General features: G+C 43.2%; 12 protein-coding genes. 8 read left to right on the top strand and 4 right to left on the bottom strand.

Translation table 11 applies throughout. From position 1 onward, the window contains the following. The first annotated feature begins 8 nt into the window (after positions 1–8). From ABIB50_RS19315 to ABIB50_RS19300, 4 genes are all read left to right on the top strand, one after another. Positions 9–1,424, top strand: a complete 1,416-nt coding sequence (locus tag ABIB50_RS19315) for an efflux transporter outer membrane subunit (RefSeq protein WP_429382429.1) — start codon at positions 9–11, stop codon at positions 1,422–1,424. Positions 1,425–1,559: 135 nt separating this feature from the next. Then, positions 1,560–2,366, top strand: coding sequence for a ThuA domain-containing protein (locus tag ABIB50_RS19310; protein WP_429382427.1), 807 nt, complete (start codon positions 1,560–1,562; stop codon positions 2,364–2,366). A 46-nt stretch (positions 2,367–2,412) separates the two neighbouring features. Beyond that, positions 2,413–5,130 carry a ThuA domain-containing protein gene (locus tag ABIB50_RS19305; RefSeq protein ID WP_429382426.1) on the top strand — a complete coding sequence of 906 codons (2,718 nt, stop codon included), beginning with the start codon at positions 2,413–2,415 and terminating at the stop codon, positions 5,128–5,130. A 160-nt stretch (positions 5,131–5,290) separates the two neighbouring features. Beyond that, positions 5,291–5,464: a DUF3606 domain-containing protein gene (locus tag ABIB50_RS19300; RefSeq protein WP_429382424.1), complete on the top strand. Its 174-nt coding sequence runs from the start codon at positions 5,291–5,293 to the stop codon at positions 5,462–5,464. Positions 5,465–5,527: 63 nt separating this feature from the next. Here ABIB50_RS19300 and ABIB50_RS19295 read toward each other — a convergent pair whose 3' ends face one another. Continuing rightward, entirely contained in the window at positions 5,528–5,935 is a 408-nt protein-coding gene (locus ABIB50_RS19295; protein ID WP_429382422.1) for a putative toxin-antitoxin system toxin component, PIN family, read from the bottom strand. Between the two features lie 3 nt (positions 5,936–5,938). Next, a complete protein-coding gene (locus ABIB50_RS19290) occupies positions 5,939–6,154 on the bottom strand; it encodes a hypothetical protein (protein WP_429382420.1) in 216 nt (71 codons plus the stop codon). Positions 6,155–6,296: 142 nt separating this feature from the next. Here ABIB50_RS19290 and ligD point away from each other — a divergent pair, with 142 nt between their 5' ends. The 4 genes from ligD (at position 6,297) to ABIB50_RS19270 (ending at position 13,324) form a co-directional block, all read left to right on the top strand. Then, positions 6,297–9,062, top strand: coding sequence for a DNA ligase D (gene ligD, locus ABIB50_RS19285; protein ID WP_429382418.1), 2,766 nt, complete (start codon positions 6,297–6,299; stop codon positions 9,060–9,062). 165 nt (positions 9,063–9,227) lie between these two features. Beyond that, positions 9,228–10,166, top strand: a complete 939-nt coding sequence (locus ABIB50_RS19280) for a GLPGLI family protein (RefSeq protein WP_429382416.1) — start codon at positions 9,228–9,230, stop codon at positions 10,164–10,166. After that, the gene (locus tag ABIB50_RS19275; RefSeq protein ID WP_429382414.1) at positions 10,166–12,838 is read left to right on the top strand and encodes a carboxypeptidase regulatory-like domain-containing protein; all 2,673 of its coding nucleotides are present in this window, start codon (positions 10,166–10,168) and stop codon (positions 12,836–12,838) included. The genes ABIB50_RS19280 and ABIB50_RS19275 overlap by 1 nt, the downstream gene beginning before the upstream one ends. A 156-nt stretch (positions 12,839–12,994) precedes the next feature. Further along, a complete protein-coding gene (locus ABIB50_RS19270) occupies positions 12,995–13,324 on the top strand; it encodes a hypothetical protein (protein ID WP_429382412.1) in 330 nt (109 codons plus the stop codon). A 264-nt stretch (positions 13,325–13,588) separates the two neighbouring features. Here ABIB50_RS19270 and ABIB50_RS19265 read toward each other — a convergent pair whose 3' ends face one another. Continuing rightward, the gene (locus tag ABIB50_RS19265; RefSeq protein ID WP_429382410.1) at positions 13,589–15,862 is read right to left on the bottom strand and encodes a GH92 family glycosyl hydrolase; all 2,274 of its coding nucleotides are present in this window, start codon (positions 15,860–15,862) and stop codon (positions 13,589–13,591) included. Between the two features lie 68 nt (positions 15,863–15,930). Then, positions 15,931–17,667: a phospho-sugar mutase gene (locus ABIB50_RS19260; RefSeq protein ID WP_429382408.1), complete on the bottom strand. Its 1,737-nt coding sequence runs from the start codon at positions 17,665–17,667 to the stop codon at positions 15,931–15,933. Between the last annotated feature and the right edge of the window lie 77 nt (positions 17,668–17,744).

The raw sequence follows: 17,744 nt of genomic DNA, 5'->3' as shown, positions 1-17,744 counted from the left end.
TAACTATCATGAATACGATAAATAAATACGTTGTTTTGATGGCTGTACTGGTGCTTAGCGCCTGTACGGTATCAAAAGACGTTAAAACCCCGCAGGCCGCATTGCCCGCGGCGTTCAGAAACGCTACTGTTACCACCGATACCACCAGCATTGCTGATATCCCATGGAAAAGCTTCTTTACCGATGCTGAATTGCAAAAGCTGATAGACAGCGCCATCGTAAAAAATTACGATATGCAATTAGCTATAAAAAACATTGAAGCATCGCAGCTATTGGTTAAACAGGTTAAATGGAACTACGTACCAACTGTTGGCTTAAATGTTACTGCCAGCAGTAACCGTCCGTCTGATAATAGCTTCAACGGTATCAATTTAGCTAATGCTAATATCGGTACTAACCATATCGAGGATTACTCGGCCAACCTGGCCCTGTCATGGGAGGCTGATATCTGGGGCAAGATCCGTAACCAGAACAAAGCTGCGTTAGCTGCTTATCTGCAAACTACCGAAGCTAAAAAAGCTATTCAAACCAGTTTAGTGGCATCAGTATCCCAGGGTTATTATAACCTGCTGATGCTGGATGCGCAATTACAAACCGCGCAAAATAATGTGAAGCTGAATGATAGCACCCTGCGTATTATCAAACTACAATATAATGCCGGCCAGGTTACACTGTTGGCTGTACAACAAGCCGAAGCGCAACAACAAGCCGCATCGCAATTGATCCCGCAGTTTGAGCAAAACATCGCTTTGCAGGAAAACGCTTTACGCATTTTAACCGGCGAGTTGCCTGATAGCATCACGCGCAACAAAACGTTAAATGATATCGCTTTCGCGGATAATTTACCTGCCGGTTTACCATCAGCCATTGTAAGCCGCAGGCCCGATGTTAAAAGCAGCGAGCTGGCGCTAAACATAGCCAATGCCAACGTAGGTATTAACCAGGCCGAAATGTATCCCGCTTTGCGGATAACTGCCAGCGGTGGTGTTAATTCATTTAAAGCAAGCAACTGGTTTAACATTCCGGCTTCGTTATTTGGTATTGTTTCAGGTAGCGTATTGCAGCCGTTGTTAAATCATAAAGAGTTAAAAACCAGTTACGAAGTTGCTAAGATCAACCGCGAGAAAACGGTTATCCAATTCAGGCAAACCGTACTGAACGCGGTAGGCGAGGTGTCGGACGCGTTAGTGAAAATAGATAAGTTAAAAGCCGAACAGGATATTGCCACTAACCGGGTTGCCACCTTGCAAAAGGCAACCGCTAACGCTAATCAATTATTCAGGAACGGCATGGCTAATTACCTGGAAGTAATAACTGCGCAAGGCAATGTTTTACAAAGCGAGTTAGCTTTGGCAACCATAAAAACCGAACGCTTGAATGCCGTTGCAGAACTATATCGCTCATTAGGTGGCGGCTGGAGATAAGCGTGTAATAGATTATTTACACATTGTTAGCTGTTTTTTATAAGATTATTAAGGTTTTGTTTGGAATTTGAATACTTTTAGCTTCGCAATCTATTGCGGACTTAAATAAGCAACCAATATAAATTCTTAGTAAACATGAAAGTAAAGTTTTTTAGCTTTTTAAGTGTTGCTTTTTTAGCAATGCTGGTAAGCATAAGCATTGCTAATGCGCAGGTAAAGCCACGCTTATTAGTTTTTAAGAAAACGGCAGGTTATCACCATGGTTCTATTCCGCTGGCTGCATTGGCAGTTATGAAAATGGGCGAGGAAAACGGTTTTGTGGTTGATACAACTACGGATGCCGGTAAAATTGTAGAAAGTAATTTAAAGAATTATACCGCTGTTGTTTTTGCAAGCACAACAGGTGATGTTTTAAACGCGGCTCAACAGGCAGACCTGGAAAGGTTTATACAGGCTGGTGGCGGCTTTGTAGGCATCCATGCAGCTGCAGATGCCGAGTACAACTGGCCATGGTACGGCAAAATGATTGGTGGTTGGTTTGCCCACCACCCGGCACAGCAAATGGCTACTTTAACCGTAGTTGATAAAGGCTTTATAGCCACCAGCATGCTTCCAACCGAATGGAAACGTAAAGATGAGTGGTACCACTATAAAAGCGTAAACCCGGACATACACATATTAATAAACTTAGAAGAATCATCACTTACCTATAATAAAAATGGGGGTGATGATGCTTTTAAAATGGGTGCCAGCCATCCCATTGCCTGGTACCATGAGTTTGATGGCGGCAGAGTGTTTTATACCGGTTTGGGCCACACAGACGAGTCATACAGCGAACCCTTATTTTTACAGCATTTACTGGGCGGCATAAAATATGCCATCGGTAAAAATACGCCATTAAATTACACTAAAGCCAAATCACAGCGCGTTTCAGCGAATTGAGAATATATTCGACACCCAAAAAACAGCAAACAAACTTTAAATAACAATGAAATTGAGACTCTTTAGCTTTTTAAGCATTACTTTATTAGCACTGTTAAGTGCAGGTAATGCCGAAGCACAAGTAAAACCACGTGTATTAGTTTTTAAGAAAACCGCAGGGTTTCACCATGGTTCTATTCCGTTAGCTGCGTTGGCAGTAATGAAATTGGGCGAGGAAAATGGTTTCCTGGTTGATACCACTACGGATGCCGATAAAATAACCGAAAGCAATCTTAAAAAATATGCTGCCCTGGTATTTGCCAGTACAACCGGTGATATGTTAAACGGCCCGCAACAGGTAGACCTTGAACGCTACATGCAGGCCGGTGGCAATTTTGTAGGGATCCACGCTGCTGCCGATGCCGAATATAACTGGCCATGGTACGGCAGGATGATAGGCGGCTGGTTCGCGCATCACCCCGCACAACAAATGGCAACTTTAACCGTAAAGGATAAAAACTTTATTGCTACCAGTATGCTGCCTGATGAGTGGAAACGTAAAGATGAGTGGTATCATTACAAAAATGTAAACCCGGATATCCACGTATTAATAAACCTGGAAGAATCATCACTTACTTATAATAAAAATGGTAGTGATGATGCTTTTAAAATGGGTGCTAATCACCCTATAGCCTGGTACCATACTTTTGAAAACGGCAGGGTGTTTTACACCGGCCTTGGCCATACGGACGAGTCGTACAGCGAGCCGTTGTTTTTACAGCACCTTTTGGGCGGTATCAAATATGCTATTGGTACAAATGCGCCTTTAAATTATGCTAAAGCAACAACCGTACGCGCACCTGATGAAAATCGTTTCAACAAAAAACAACTTACTGTAGGCACACTTGATGAGCCTACCGAAATGACTATCCTGCCAAACCTTGACGTGTTGATCGTTCAGCGCAAAGGCGAGTTTATGTTATATAACCACTTTACTAAAAAAGTTACCCAGGTTGGTAAATTGCCGGTATATGATCATGTATTAACTGCCAAAGGTGTAAATGCCGAAGAAGGTTTATTAGGCGTACAGGCTGATCCTGATTATGTTAAAAATCACTTTATCTATGTTTATTATAGCCCGGTAGCTGAGTCTGTGAACCAGTTATCCCGCTTTACTTTTTTAAACAATAAACTGAACCTGAAAAGCGAAAAAGTTATCCTGAGAGTGAAGACTACCCGCGAGATCTGCTGCCATACAGGCGGCTCTATCGCCTTTGGTAAAGATCATATCCTTTACGTTTCGCAGGGCGATAACACTACGCCGTTTGATGAGCCTGCCCCTCAGGGTAAAAAGATCCCTAACTCATACTCGTACGCCCCGTTGGATGACCGCCCGGGATTTGAGCAGTATGACGACCGCCGCGGCTCTGGTAACACCAATGACCTGCGCGGTAAAATATTACGTATAAAAATTAAACCCGATGGTACTTATACTATCCCTGACGGTAACCTGTTCCCGGTTGGCACGCCAAAAAGCCTCCCCGAAATTTATGTAATGGGTAACCGTAACCCTTACCGCATCTCGGTTGATAAGCACAATGGTTTCTTATATTGGGGCGAGGTTGGCCCGGATGCCAATAACGACAGTTTAAAGACCCACGGCCCACGCGGTTATGATGAAGTTAACCAGGCGCGTAAAGCAGGTAACTTTGGTTATCCGTTCTTTATCGGCAATAACTATCCATACCGCCGTTATGATTATGCTACCGGCGCGGTTGGCGAGCCCTTTGACCCGCAACATCCGCTTAACGAATCAAGAAATAACACCGGTTTAACCGAGCTGCCACCAGCGCAGCCTGCGTTTATATGGTACCCTTACGCGGTATCGCCGCAGTTCCCCGAGTTGGGTTCGGGTGGCCGTACGGCAATGGCCGGCCCGGTATATCATTCGGAAGATTACAAAACGTCTGCCGGTAAATTACCATCATACTACAATAACAAGTTATTTATATATGACTTTATCCGTGGCTGGATAAAAGCGGTAACTATGGATGCTGCGGGTAACTACGTATCAATGGAGCCATTTATGAATAGCGCCAGGTTCAATACCATGATAGACATGGAAATGGGCCCTGACGGCAAGCTGTATGTATTAGAGTATGGCGCGGGCTGGTTCAAGAAAAACCCTGAAGCCGGTTTAGTGCAAATAGCTTACAACGCAGGCAACCGCGCACCCGAGATAACGGAGCTTACCGCTGATAAAGTTTATGGCGGTTTGCCTTTAACGGTAGTACTATCTGTTAAAGCTACCGATCCTGAAAATGATAAAATGACTTACACCTGGAACTTTGGTAACGGTATTAAAAAGGTAACCACCCAACCATGGGTAAAATACACTTATGCAAAAGCTGGTACCTTTAAACCTACCGTAATTGTTAAGGATAGTAAATTAGCATCATCAGTAGCCAGTAAGCCTGTTTACATAGCTGCCGGCAGTTTAGACGAGCCTGTTGATCCGTCATTACCATTTGCAGCAGGCAAGGCGTTAATGTTATCAATGGATTGCAAATCGTGCCATAAAACCAACGAGAAGGTGATTGGCCCGGCATTTGCCGATGTGGCTAATAAGTACAAGAAAAACCGGGCTTCCTACACCCACCTTACCGACAAAATGACCAATGGTGGTACAGGTGTTTGGGGCGATGTTACTATGCCGGCGCATCCAAGCTTAAAGCCGGATGAAGCAAAGCAAATTATAGACTGGATCTTCTCTTTGAAAAAATAGGTTACAATAGCCTAAAAAAATGCCGAAGTGGGGAGACCATTTCGGCGTTTTTTTTAGGTATTTTTTTTATCACGGGGTCGCTATTTATTAGTTTATTATTCCGCTGTAATAAAACCATTTATAACATATTGATGTTAGATGTTAACTAATAAAATAAAAAATGGATAATAAGGATAAAGTTGGTACACCTGATAAAGATCTCATCAACATTAACGAGAATTACGAGGTTGAATATTGGGCCAACAAATTTAACGTAACACCCGAAAGATTGCGCGAAGTTGTTAAAGATATCGGCACAAATGTTGCAACAGTGAAGGCGTATTTTAATAATTAAACTTTCCGTGGCGCAAGTCTTAGTCTGCTGGAAAGCGAAGGCGGGCTGACTTGTGCCTGTATGTTATTCTTCAATTATGTGCAAAAACTCTTCTACTGTAATTACCTGGACTTTTGGAAAGTCAACAGATTTTAGAATATTGAAATGCTGGTCATTTGTTACGATATAGTCAGCAGCTCCAACTATCGCGGCATCAACATATTTGTTGTCGTCAGGGTCAGCTTGTATTAATTTCCAGTTAAAGTAAACCTCCACCTTATGTAGGTTGGCAAGATTTAAGAGCATTTCGGCAATGTTATTTGCCACTACAGCGCTTGTTTTTGATGAAATGATCTCGATATATTCTGATAGGATATCATTGCTGATGACCAAATCAAATTTGCTATCAATAAGTGCGTCTAAAACAGGCCGATATTTTGATTTTTTTGGAATAGAAACCAATAGCGCATTAATATCTAATACCACTATCACAAACTATTTTTTTCTTAAATGTTCGTTAGTCCATTTCTCTACGGTGGTGTCATCCCATCCGTTTTTATCCCACAATTTATCCATTTCCTCGGTGGCGGTTTTTGCGAAATATTTTGCAAGTATATTTTTAATTTCTGCAAGTTGGCTTTCAGGTAAATTATATTGAAATAACTTCAATAACTCTATCTGCATATTTGTAAGTTTTCCAACGGCTTCCATATTTACAATATTAGTTTAATAATTATACTCCCCTTATAATACAAATATAAAATAATCGATTGTATTATACATTTCAATACGTTAGTAAAAATAAAACCATTTTTTCTTTTTAGGTGTTAAATAACTAAACAAGCTATTAGTTATGAGCCTGAAGAAATATGTAGAAAAGCGGGATTTTACCAAAACAGCCGAGCCAAAAGCCGGCCGCAGCAAGGACAAAGACCACCTGATGTTTGTGATCCAAAAACATGATGCGTCAAGGTTGCATTATGATTTCAGGCTCGAAATGGATGGCGTGCTGAAGAGTTGGGCGGTACCTAAAGGCCCGTCAACCGACCCAAAGGTTAAGCGTTTGGCTATGATGGTTGAAGATCACCCGTTTGACTATCGCAATTTTGAAGGCATCATCCCGCAAGGCGAATATGGCGGCGGTACAGTAATAGTTTGGGATGAGGGTACGTATGAGCCCATTGAAGAAATAAAAGGCAAAAAAGCGCAGGAAAAGCACTTGCTGGAGCAGCTTAAATCAGGTTCGGTTAAAATAAAACTGCATGGCGAAAAACTGGAAGGCGAGTTTGCTTTGGTTAAAACCCACGGCATGGGCGAGAACGGCTGGCTGCTGATCAAACATAACGATGATTTTGCAGCAAAGACTGATATTACCAAAAAAGACAAATCGGTACTATCGGGCAAGACCCTTGAAACCATGGAGAAGACCAGCGACAAGGTTTGGCAGCATGGCCATGAAGAGGATGTAGAAAAATCAGCCAAAGCCAGTAAAAAAAAAGCCCTGGCAGAACCGGCTGAGGAAGTGGTGGGTGAAGACCTGGCTGAGGGGCAGGTGGATAAGGATAAGCCCGATGTTTCGGCGCTTTTAAAATCGGCACCTAAGTCGGCCGTTCCAAAAAATATCAAACCCATGAAAGCCACCCTGGTGGACGAGCCTTTTGATGACCCGGATTGGGTTTACGAGGTTAAATGGGACGGTTATCGCGCTGTAGCCGTAATTGATAAAAATCAGGCAGAGCTTATCTCCCGCAACAATATCCCTTTTGATAAGTATTATCCGATCAATAAGATTCTTAAAGATTGGCAGATGAATGCTGTTATTGATGGCGAGATCGTGGTTTTGAATGATAAAGGCCTGTCAGACTTTGGCGCGCTGCAAAACTGGCGCAGCGAGGCCGATGGTAACCTGGTTTTTTATGTGTTTGATATTTTATGGTACGAAGGCAAAAACCTGATGGGCCTGCCGTTAAGCGACAGGCAGGCTATCCTGAAAGAAATACTGCCCACCAATAATGACAATGTTAGGCAAAGCAAAGTATTTGCGGCAAACGGTATCGAGTTTTTTGGGGCTGCCGAAAAAATTGGCATGGAAGGAATCATCGCCAAAAAAGCAAGCAGCGTTTATACTTCCGATTTGCGATCAAAAGAATGGCTCAAGATAAAAGTACAGCGCAGGCAGGAAGTTATTATAACCGGCTTTACCAAAAACGCCGGGACGGCAAAAGCTTTTAGCGCGCTGGTGCTGGCTGTGTACGATGGTAAAGAGTTAAAATATGTGGGTAAGGTAGGCACCGGTTTCTCCGAGAAAATGCAGAAGGAAATGATGGCGCAGTTTAAGCCATTGATAACTGATAAAAGCCCTTTTGATGTAGAGCCGGATGTAGATAAACCATCGCGCTTCCGTCCGCAGCGTATGGGTGCCAAACCAACCTGGTTAAAGCCTGAACTGGTAGGCGAGGTGGCCTTTGCCGAAGTAACCAGCGATGGCGTGTTCAGGCAGGCATCATTTAAAGGTATGCGGATTGATAAAAAGGCTAAGGACGTGATATTGGAAACACCAAAGGACACCACCCAGGCGGTGGAAGAAGCAGATGAGGAAGTGTCACCTAAAGAGTCAGCAAAGAAGACATCACCCAAAGAAACCCATAGCGCTATAACACCGCCGACAGATACAGACCGTAAAACCCTGTTAAATCCAAAAGACGAAACCCAGGTGCGCAAAATTTGTGGGCACGACCTGAAGTTTACCCATTTAAGCAAAGTTTACTGGCCCGAAGACGGGGTAACCAAGCGCGATATGTTTAACTACTACTATCGCGTAGCCGAATATATTTTGCCGTATTTAAAAGACAGGCCAATGTCGCTTAACCGTTTCCCTAACGGGATACATGGGCCAAGCTTTTACCAGAAGGATGTAAAAGGCAAAGCGCCCAATTGGATAACCAAAACTTTCCCGTACACCAATGGCGAAGGCGAGCATAAAGAATATTTGGTAGGATCGGACGAGTCATATCTTTTATGGATGGCATCGTTAGGTTGTATTGAAATGAACCCCTGGTTCAGCCGTGTTCAATCGCCGGACAACCCTGATTATTGCGTGATAGATCTTGACCCCGACAAACATACATTTGACCAGGTGATAGCAGCCGCACAGGAAGTGAAAAAAGTGCTGGATGCGCTGGACGTTCCTTCCTATCCAAAAACATCAGGATCAACCGGGATGCATATTTATATCCCTTTAGCTGCTAAATATGATTATGATCAATCGCAAATGTTTGCAAAGATCGTGGTATCGTTAGTTTATAAACAGATCCCTGACTATACCAGCCTTGAACGTATGGTAGCGGCCCGTAAAGGCAAAATGTACCTCGATTTTTTACAGAACCGCCCGGGCGCCACTATAGCCGGCCCATACTCTTTAAGGCCAAAGGTTGGCGCGACAGTATCTATGCCGTTGGAGTGGGCCGAAGTTAAACCCGGCCTGACAATGAGGGATTTCACTATATTTAATTCGATAGACCGTCTAAAAGAAACCGGTGATCTGTTTAAAGGCGTGTTAGGAAAAGGTATCGACCTGGAAAAAACCATTAAAAAGGCAAAAGAAATATTCGGATCATAAAACGCTTATAAACCTTCTTAAACAGTTCTCCCTACGAAAATTTCGTAATTTGTTAAAAAGTGTTAAATATCTACGATAAATTCGTAGATATACGAATCGTTCGTATATATTTGTGTCGTATTCAAATCCAATTTGTAATTAACGTTAACACTTATATAACAAGTCATGAAAAAAATAACCACAATTTTAGCCATTCTGATGCTGGCCATCCAGTTTGGCTGGGCGCAAAAATCCGATACAGCTAAGCTGATAGTTCATTATAAATTTTCGCACCTGCGCGATACCACCCAAAAGGATAAACCCTATACCGAAAACATGGTGTTATTTTTGGGTCAAACCGCCAGCGCCTATAAAAGCTACGACCGCAAATTGCAGCAGGAAATGATGCAACAGCAGGTTGCCCAGCAAATGGCTGACCAAAAAGGATCGGGCCGGTTAAACATTAATGTCCAAAGCCGGACGCCAACTACAAGTACAGAGTATTTCCAATTTGCCGCCGAAGGAAAGTTTATTCGCAAGGAGCGACTGATAACCCCATATTTGATAGAAGAGCCAATGCCGGTTATTAACTGGAAAATTAGTACCGATACCATGACCATAGGCAGCATGCATTGCCAAAAAGCTACCGGCCACTTTAAGGGCCGCGACTATACTGCCTGGTTTACCACCGAAGTGCCTTTCCACGCCGGCCCCTGGAAATTAAGCGGATTGCCGGGTTTAATAGTCGAGGCTTATGATACCAATAAAGAAGTGGTGTTTAAGTTTGATAATATGGAAGAAGCCAAACCTTTTGTTAAAGGGACTGAGGCACCCGCAGCCCCCGGTACACCCAAATTAGTAATGTTTGGTATGGAAAATGCCAATACCGACCCTAATGTTATTGCTGTACCAACCGATGCTGTAAAAACAACCGAAAAAGAATTTAAAAACCTGCAGGAGGCCATGCGTAAAGATCCTAACGCGTTTGTCCAGTCGGCAATGGCTGGTTCAGGTGCCAGTTTCAAGTCTGCACCTGATGGCGGTTCGGGTGGCGGCATGCGTATCCAGGTTAAGGGAGATGGCCCGGTAATCAACAATCCATTAGAGTTACCCGAAAAGAAATAATGATAGCCCCCAATAAATGGGTGGGAGTATTCATTTTATGGATGCTGCTGTCCGTGGTATGCCTGGGCCAAACCATCCAGGGCACGGTTACCGATAGTTTGGGTAAGCCGGTAAGCTATGCAGGTGTTAACCTTAAAAGCGGTGGTAATTTGATCATCGCTTACACAACCACTAATAACAAAGGTGCATATAGCTTGCAAATACCTGCCGATGCAAACAAAACGGGCCTGATGCTTGAAGTAACGTGCGTTGGCTTTAAAAAACAAGCTAAAGAGGTTATTGGGTTTACATCACCCTATAACTTTAAATTAAGTACGGCTGTAAATCAGCTTAAGGATGTGGTGATCAAGAATAAGCGGCCTTTTTTACGTGTCGCCGGTGATACGCTGAGTTATAAAGTATCTGATTTTAGCAGCCCGCAGGATATGGTGATAGGCGATGTGATAAAGAAATTGCCCGGTATTGAGGTAGCTAAGGATGGAAAGATAAGCTATAATGGTAAGTCCATATCCAACCTCTACATAGGCGGCGATAATTTATTGGATGATAAATATAATATCGCCACCAACAATATCCCAAATGGGGTGGTAGACCAGGTGCAGGTAATGCAAAACCATCAGCCCGTTAAAATGCTGCAGGGTAAGGTAAACAGCGATGACGTAGCCCTAAATCTTACCATAAAAAAAGACGCCAAACTGCAAATGGTGGGGCAGGAAACCATAGGCGCCGGCTTGCCGGGTAATTACTATGCTGATATAAACGCCATGATGTTTAAGGATAAGTATAAAGCCATAAACTATATTAAAGGCAATAACACCGGCCTTGATGTAACCGGCGACCTGATATCGCATAACATGAACGATTATTTATCAAGGATAGATAATGATAAGCCTGGAACGGTGCTGTCGTTAGGCACGGCAGGCGATCCTGATTTGCCGCGTAACCGTTATTTATTTGATCAGTCGGGTATGTTGAACTTAAATAACCTGTTGAATTTAAAGAAGGACCTGCAGCTGCGCGTTAACTTATCGTACGTGCGCGATAACCAGCGCCAGGATTATCAAAAAGTAAGCGATATTTATTTGCCAACTGATACCATACACTATACCGAAACACAAAATAATAAACGCCGCCCAGACCTATTACATACCCAGTTTACGCTTAATATTAACAACAGTAAGTATTATTTAAATGATAACCTTATAGCCGACTACAGCCATAATATGGCTTACTCATCATTGGTTACTAACGGAGCCGGGGTTAAGCAGACATTTAAAGATAACCTGGTTGATGCATCCAACGAGCTGAATTTTATGCAAACCTTTAAAAGCAATAATATTATTGAAGGCTATAGCTATATCAACCACTCGACCGAGCCGGAGAACCGGGTGATAGAACCCGGGCTTAACCCTGATATATTTAACAATAATACCCCTTATTCGCGGCTAACGCAGAATGCCAAAATACCCAGCTTTTTTACCAATAACTATGTTAATTACCGCATACCCCGCGAGTTGGTTACGCAGAGTTATAAGGTTGGGTTCAGTGCCCAATCGCAAAAGTTGAACTCTGACCTTTCGGTTACACAGTTAAATAATAGCACCAACCTGGTGTCAGATAGCGCTACGAACAACCTTAACTGGCAGCGCAATAAGTTTTATGCCGAGGCCGGGTATGATATCCCCGGCAATATTTTAAAGGTAAATGTAACCCTGCCTTTATCGTTGTTAGGAATCAATTATACCGACGCGTTTTATAAGCTGGATAAAAGCCTTAACCGTTTGTATTTCGACCCGCGGGTATCTGTTAAATATCAAACCGGTATTGAAGATTACCTCACTTTGAATTACAACTTTAAAAATTCAATCGGCGGGATACAGGATGTTTACCGCGGCGAGATCCTGACCAACTACCGCAGCTTGTTTGCCAATAATGCCGACTTGACCGAGCGACAGACACAAAACGCGTCATTAGGGTATAATTACCGTAAGGCTATCACATTGTTTTTCTTCAGTTTAAATGCGGCCTATACGCACCAATATGCCAACAATATCGCGTCGAGTGTATTGACAGATAACATCCAGCAGCGCGTGGTGCTGCCGTTTGATAACAATATCAATTCATGGTCATTCAGCGGATTTGTAAGTAAATACTCATTTGCGCTGCGTACAACGTTTAGCGGCGGACTGGCTTATCAAACAACTAAGTTAAACCAGATCCAGAACGGAAATATCCTGCCCTATAACACCATCAATAATACAATAAGTGGAGGAGCAGAAACAAAGGTGAGCGAAAAAATTACCTTTAGCTATAAGCTTAATTACACGCAAACTACCAGCAATCCGTTAGGGGGCAGCAGCAACAGTAAATTTGAACGCCTGATACAAACTGCTGCTTTAAATTATAACCCGACAGGCAACTTGTTCTTTAGCGCGTCTGCCGATCATTATTATACGCACCAGCAACAGGCTAATGATCTGAAATATGTATTTGGCGATGCATCGGTACGCTACAAGTTCCCGAAAACTAAACTGGATTTGGAAGTCACCGCTCAAAACCTGTTTAATACGCAAAACTATACGGCGGTTTATTTATCGGCCAACGTATACACCTCAAGCAATTATACCATACCGGGAAGGATTGTTTTGGCTAAGCTGATGTTTAGTTTGTAGGAATATCAGATTGTCATCCCGAACAATAGTGAGGGATCTATACACAAGCAAGTCATCGTAGGTGTTCCTGTTCCCTCAGGGTCTCTTGTAAAGGACCCTGAGGGAACAATTTTTTTATTATAGAGCTATCTGTGGATATAAGTAAATTGCAAAATTATGGTAAAGCCAAAGTTAAATAGCAGAGCAAAGTGGATGATTATTGGTTTGATATTCATCTTTCAGGCATTCATTTCCTTCCAAATTACCTCAGGATATACAATAGGTGAGTTCATTAAATATGTTTGCTCGGCGGGCATATTGATTTGTTCTATTGTAGTTTTAATAACATTTTGGTTGGCAATAGTTAAAAAAGCTGGCTGGAAGGAGTTTGTCGTATATCTTATTGCACTGTTAATTGCCCTTTCGGTATTGGGTTATGCAATACTTTCGCGTTTTCGGCCAAAGCCCACGCCGTTACACCCACAAAGTAATTACAAAGCGAAATAATGTAAATGACTATAATGTTAAGAGCCGATATTAGTTAATGGACCATTGACTCTGTTTCCTGTTCCCTCAGGGTCTCTTGTAAAGGACCCTGAGGAGTAACGTGCAACCTCAGGGTCCTCTGCGAGAGACCCTGGGGGAACAAAAACGGGCAAGTCAGCAAATTCTCGTGTATAGATCTCTCCTCGTTCCTCGTCGAGATCAGAATCATTACCGTCAAGTTATTACGGGCGCAGCGTGGTAATCTCTGCGCGATTCGGCGAATGTTTACTGATGAGGCACCGCACCCATGACCAACTCCAACTTACCACCTGCAACCAAATCTTTAAAACTGATAAAATGATCTTTCAAAACCCTGCCGTTTAACTTAGCTGATTGAATATAAATGTTTTTTGCCGAATTGTTATAGGCCTTAATGGTAAACGTTTTACCCCTATAATAATTAGGGTCGAGGTTTATTTTGATCGAATTAAACAGTGGGCTGGTCAAATCCACCTTCAGATCTGGTGATGTCCCGCCGTTCATTTCAAACAAGCCTATGGAGCTGAGTACAAACCAGGCGCCCATTTGGCCCTCATCCTCATCGCCATTCCAGCCTACATAAGGCGAATCGTCATAAAAAGTATTTAATATTTTACGGGTATAATATTGGGTCAAGTCAGGCCTGCCTGCATAATTGAAGAGGTAGGCAGCTTGCATGTTTACCTCGTTACCGTGATTGATATAATATTCTGCCGACTGCCCCCAGGTTCTGTCCAGCGCATGCGCAGCAAACAAGTGCTTTTCTGATTTTTTAAAACCGGTTTCCAATCGGGTAAGGAACGTGGTTTTGTCCACAAACTTTACCAGTCCGGGGATATCATGCGGTACGTAAAACGAGTATTGCCATGAATTTCCCTCCACAAAATGCTCGACAGAAAAACGGTCGAAGTTTTTAATAAATGAACCATCGTCCTTTTTAGGGATAACATATTTGCTCACGGGGTCGAACACATTTTTCCAGTTTGCCGAGCGGTTTAAAAAGAATTTATAATCGGCAATGTTATTATTAAACTTTGCCATCTGTGCTACGCACCAATCGTCAAAAGCATAGTCCAGTGTTTTAGAGGTCGCACCTTTTTCTGTGGAAACATAGCCATATTTAGCATAGTCGGAAATTTTGGGATTGCCCGGATAGCCGCCGCAGGTATTGGCAGGCTCAACCGTAACATTCTTCTTCATGGCATCATAAGCTATATCGGCATCCTTTTTAACAATGCCTTTAAGGTAAGCACTGGTCATCAACGCCATCTCATGCGAGCCCTCCATAATGCCTGAGTATTCTATACCGGTGGGCCCTTTTTCAAGCCAGCCGGTTTTCTCATACATTTCTAATTGTGTGCCCACCAGTTTTTCAACTGTTGTCGGCGAGGTTAGGGTCCACAGTAAATTCAGGTTCCAGAAAGTGTTCCAGAACGCATCACCGCCTATCATCGCCGTGCGTGATGGTGGTAGCTGCTGCACGTTTTCGCAGGCATCAATATATTTACCATTTACATCGCTCATGGTCATTTTACCGGTGAAGCAACGGTACAGGTTGGTGTAGAATTTCTTTTTGTCGATCTCCGAATTTCCCTCGACTGTGATCACATTTAAAACCTTACTCCAAACATCGTGGTTATACTTAACCAGCTTATCAAAATCCCAACCAAAACCTTTTAATTCAGTATTTAAATTAAGCCGTGCCTGGTCGATATTGACGAATGAGATACCCGTCCGGATAATTACCTGCCCGGGTTTAGCAGTAGGGTAGGTTACATAAGCGCCTACATCCTTGCTGCCTTTTATCTCTTTGCCATCTCCTTTATCCTGCTGGTTAGCATACCCATGAAATTCGGTAAAGGGCCTGCTAAACTGCATCACAAAATACAGCGTGTAATCGTTAAAGCCTGCGGCCGATGATTTTGCATAGCCCTGGATCTCGGTGCTGGTGTTTTTTGTAATAATGGCCTCTTTCAGATCCAATCCATATTCAGATGGCATGTTTAGCTGTACCATAATGCGGTTGGTACTGTCGGCCGGCAGGGTGTAGCGCTGCACACCTGTTCGTTCGGTAGCGGTCAGTTCGGCTTTAATATGCGAGTCGAGCAGGTAAACTGAATAATAGCCGGGCGACGCGTATTCCTGCTCATGTCTGAAACGCGAATGATAGCCAGCGTTTGCACCCTTAAAAGGTTCATCGGCCCGGCCCGGTTTTAAAGCCAGGTCGCCATTGGTGGGCATGGTTAACAGACCGGCCATGGTCCAGCCATGAATATGCGTAAAGCCATGGATACTACCCACCGCATATTCATATCCACCCTGCCAAACATCGCCCTGATTATCAGGGCTTAGTTTTACCATCCCGTTGGGCATCGTAGCACCAGGAAACAACATCCAACGGCTGTTTGATGTGCCGATGAATGGATCAACATAAGCTATTGGCTGTTTTTTCTGCGTATAGCCAGGCAAGCCTACACAAATAAGGCTAATACATAGGAGGGCTTGAATAAATTTTGTCATTAACAGGTATCTATATAAACGGAAAATCCCGGGCGCATACCCGGGATCTAATATAACATATGCAAGAGTTATACTCCCAGATCTTTTATTATCGCGTCAACCTTAGCATCCAGTGCTGCATCAACTTCGTAATAAGCAGCCTTGCTGGCCAACTTGCCGTTAACGCTGCAATAAAACTTGATCTTAGGCTCGGTACCCGATGGGCGCGCAGATATAATGCTGCCATCCGCAGTAACAAACTGTAATACGTCCGACTTAGGTAACTCTATTGCTTTGGTTGTTTTCGTAGCTATGTCAGTTTCTATACTGCGTTCGTAATCCTTAACTGTAGTTACTTTTGATCCGCCTAACGTAGCCGGAGGGTTGGTTCTGAAAGTTTCCATCATCGCTTTGATCTCCTCGGCGCCGGTCTTGCCTTTCTTGGTGATGGATATCAGCTTCTCTTTATAGAAACCATACTCCACGTACATGTCTATCATGGCTTCAAACAAGCTGCTGCCTTTGTCTTTGTAGAAGGCCGTCATTTCGGCAATAAACGCCGCTGAGACTACCGCATCCTTATCGCGCACCAACTCGCCCACCAGGTAGCCGTAACTCTCTTCACCGCCGCCTATAAAGGTTTGCTTGCCTTCAAATTGTGTCATTAACTGGCCAATGTATTTAAAGCCGGTAAGCGTGTTGTAAAACTTAACGTTTTTAGCTATCGCGATGGCCTCGATAATATTGGTAGTCACAATGGTTTTTACTATATATTCCTTACCTGTAAGTTTGCCTTTTTCTTCCCAGGCTGTTAGCAAATAGTTTATCAATAAACTACCGGTTTGGTTCCCATTAAGCAGGATAAACTCGTTATTGTTATTCTTAACGGCTATACCTACACGGTCGGCATCGGGGTCGGTAGCTAATACCAGGTCGGCATCTATTTCAGCCGCTTTTTTAAGCGCCAGGGTAAGGGCCTCTTTTTCTTCCGGATTTGGATATACTACCGTAGGGAAGTTACCATCGGGGGTAGCTTGCTCTTCAACAACAGTTACATTCTCAAAGCCAAAGCTCTTTAACGCGGCCGGTACCAAAGTAATACCCGTACCGTGGATAGGAGAGTACACAATACTCAGATCTTTCTGCCGCTTAATAGCATCAGGCGATACAGAAAGCGCGGTTATCTTGTCAATATATTCCTTGTCGATCTCATTGCCAAGCATTTCAACATTTGCCGCTATGCGATCAAATTTTACATCATCTATACTTGAAATGGCGCTAACCTCATCCATTACAGCTTTATCATGCGGAGAAACAAACTGACCGCCATCATCGCCATAGGCTTTATAACCGTTATATTCTTTAGGGTTGTGTGACGCGGTAAGCATTACACCGCTTTTGCAGCCCAGCTTACGCACGGCGTATGATAGCTCGGGCGTAGGCCGCAATGCGCTAAAGAAGTAAACATGGATGCCGTTTGCCGAAAATACATCAGCAGTAATGCCTGCCAGCACATCCGAGTTATTGCGGCTGTCGTGCGCTATGGCAACACTTATTTTTTCGTTAGGGTAGGTCTTTTTCAGGAAATTAGCTAACCCTTGCGTGGCCGAGCCGATAGTATATTTATTTACACGGTTTGAGCCTGGACCCATTATACCCCGAAGCCCGCCGGTACCAAATTCAAGATCGCGGTAAAATGAGTCTGTAAGTTCTGTATAGGCTTTGGTATCAATAAGCCGCCTAATTTCTGTTTTGGTATCAGCATCATAATTTCCTTCGAGCCATGAATTGGCTTTTTTAAGAATCGATGGATCTAATTCTTGCATATATAATAGGTTTATTTTATGTTATCAAATATGGTAAAAAATGATTGAGAAACATTTTTGTTTCTAATAATTAAAAA

This window comes from Mucilaginibacter sp. UYCu711 (assembly GCF_050433825.1).
Taxonomy (GTDB): domain Bacteria; phylum Bacteroidota; class Bacteroidia; order Sphingobacteriales; family Sphingobacteriaceae; genus Mucilaginibacter.
Note: the sequence above shows the minus strand (reverse complement) of the source record. Positions and strands in the feature narration are given on the sequence as shown.

Excerpts from the sequence above, each read along its gene's own strand:
- ABIB50_RS19315 (WP_429382429.1), top strand. The coding sequence starts at position 9 with ATGAATACGATAAATAAATACGTTGTTTTGATGGCTGTACTGGTGCTT.
- ABIB50_RS19310 (WP_429382427.1), top strand. The coding sequence starts at position 1,560 with ATGAAAGTAAAGTTTTTTAGCTTTTTAAGTGTTGCTTTTTTAGCAATG.
- ABIB50_RS19305 (WP_429382426.1), top strand. The coding sequence starts at position 2,413 with ATGAAATTGAGACTCTTTAGCTTTTTAAGCATTACTTTATTAGCACTG.
- ABIB50_RS19300 (WP_429382424.1), top strand. The coding sequence starts at position 5,291 with ATGGATAATAAGGATAAAGTTGGTACACCTGATAAAGATCTCATCAAC.
- ABIB50_RS19290 (WP_429382420.1), bottom strand. The coding sequence starts at position 6,154 with ATGGAAGCCGTTGGAAAACTTACAAATATGCAGATAGAGTTATTGAAG.
- ligD (WP_429382418.1), top strand. The coding sequence starts at position 6,297 with ATGAGCCTGAAGAAATATGTAGAAAAGCGGGATTTTACCAAAACAGCC.
- ABIB50_RS19280 (WP_429382416.1), top strand. The coding sequence starts at position 9,228 with ATGAAAAAAATAACCACAATTTTAGCCATTCTGATGCTGGCCATCCAG.
- ABIB50_RS19275 (WP_429382414.1), top strand. The coding sequence starts at position 10,166 with ATGATAGCCCCCAATAAATGGGTGGGAGTATTCATTTTATGGATGCTG.
- ABIB50_RS19270 (WP_429382412.1), top strand. The coding sequence starts at position 12,995 with ATGGTAAAGCCAAAGTTAAATAGCAGAGCAAAGTGGATGATTATTGGT.
- ABIB50_RS19265 (WP_429382410.1), bottom strand. The coding sequence starts at position 15,862 with ATGACAAAATTTATTCAAGCCCTCCTATGTATTAGCCTTATTTGTGTA.
- ABIB50_RS19260 (WP_429382408.1), bottom strand. The coding sequence starts at position 17,667 with ATGCAAGAATTAGATCCATCGATTCTTAAAAAAGCCAATTCATGGCTC.